Here is an 899-nt window from a genome sequence, read left to right as displayed (position 1 = left end):
CTAAGCGATGTCTCGTAACTGATCTTGAGGCTGGTGGCGGTGCCGGTCTCGGGTCAGTGGCTCAGGGCGATGTTGTGCAGGTAGGCGATGCCCGAGGCGGTGTGTTCAAGGGTGCTGGCCGCGCGGCGGTAGTCGCGCAGGATTTTCCAGCACTTCAGACGCGCCAGCGCGTGCTCGACGCGGGCGCGAACTCGTTTGTGGCTGGTGTTCATGGCGGTCTTCCAGCCCGGAAGTTCCTGGTCTTTGCCGGGCTTGCGGAACGGCATGATCACCTCGGGGTTGCCCCGGTAGCCGCCGTCGGCGATGACTGGTCGACCGGCGAGGGTGTGGTTGATGCCAGAGTCGCGGTAGGCGGTGCAGTCGTTGTGGTTGCCTGGTTGTGGCTGACCCAGGGCGATGACCAGGCGGGTGTCGGCGTCGATGGCGACCTGCAGATTTGCCGAGTAGCGGTAGTTCTTCGACGGGGCGGCCAACCGGTGATCGCGCAGCGGCACCAGGGTGCCGTCGACGATGGCGATCTGATCGGTGCGTCGGCGCCGGACCGGTGCCAGGGCCAACAGCGGTCCCACGGAGTCGATCACTCGATGTGCCGCAGAGTGCGACACCCCGAACAGTGGCCCGATCTGGCGCATCGTCAGGTTCGTGCGCCAGTACGCCGCCACCAGCAACACCCGATCCGCCAACTCCAGGCTCCATTGCCGCCCGGGACGACCATCGGCGATCTCGACACCACCCCGCACGGCCACCGTACGCACGAGCTTGCGGAACTGGGCCGGGCTCAGCCCGGTGAACGGCTCGATCCAAGACGGCTCACGAGTGGTGATGACCTGCACCCACACATGATCAACACAGACCAGTGATCCCCTGCGGAGGCGCGCCGAGTTACGAGACATCGCTTA

1 protein-coding gene is annotated in these 899 nt (G+C 65.7%); it reads right to left on the bottom strand.

Annotated elements, in window-relative coordinates:
• Positions 1-53 precede the first annotated feature (53 nt).
• The gene (locus MMF94_RS43170; RefSeq protein WP_241043297.1) at positions 54-833 is read right to left on the bottom strand and encodes a transposase family protein; all 780 of its coding nucleotides are present in this window, start codon (positions 831-833) and stop codon (positions 54-56) included.
• Positions 834-899 lie beyond the last annotated feature (66 nt).

This window comes from Pseudonocardia alaniniphila, from assembly GCF_022524485.1.
GTDB classification, from domain to species: domain Bacteria; phylum Actinomycetota; class Actinomycetes; order Mycobacteriales; family Pseudonocardiaceae; genus Pseudonocardia; species Pseudonocardia alaniniphila.
The sequence above is the reverse complement of the archived record's forward strand: the minus strand, read 5'-3'. Positions and strand labels throughout refer to the sequence as shown.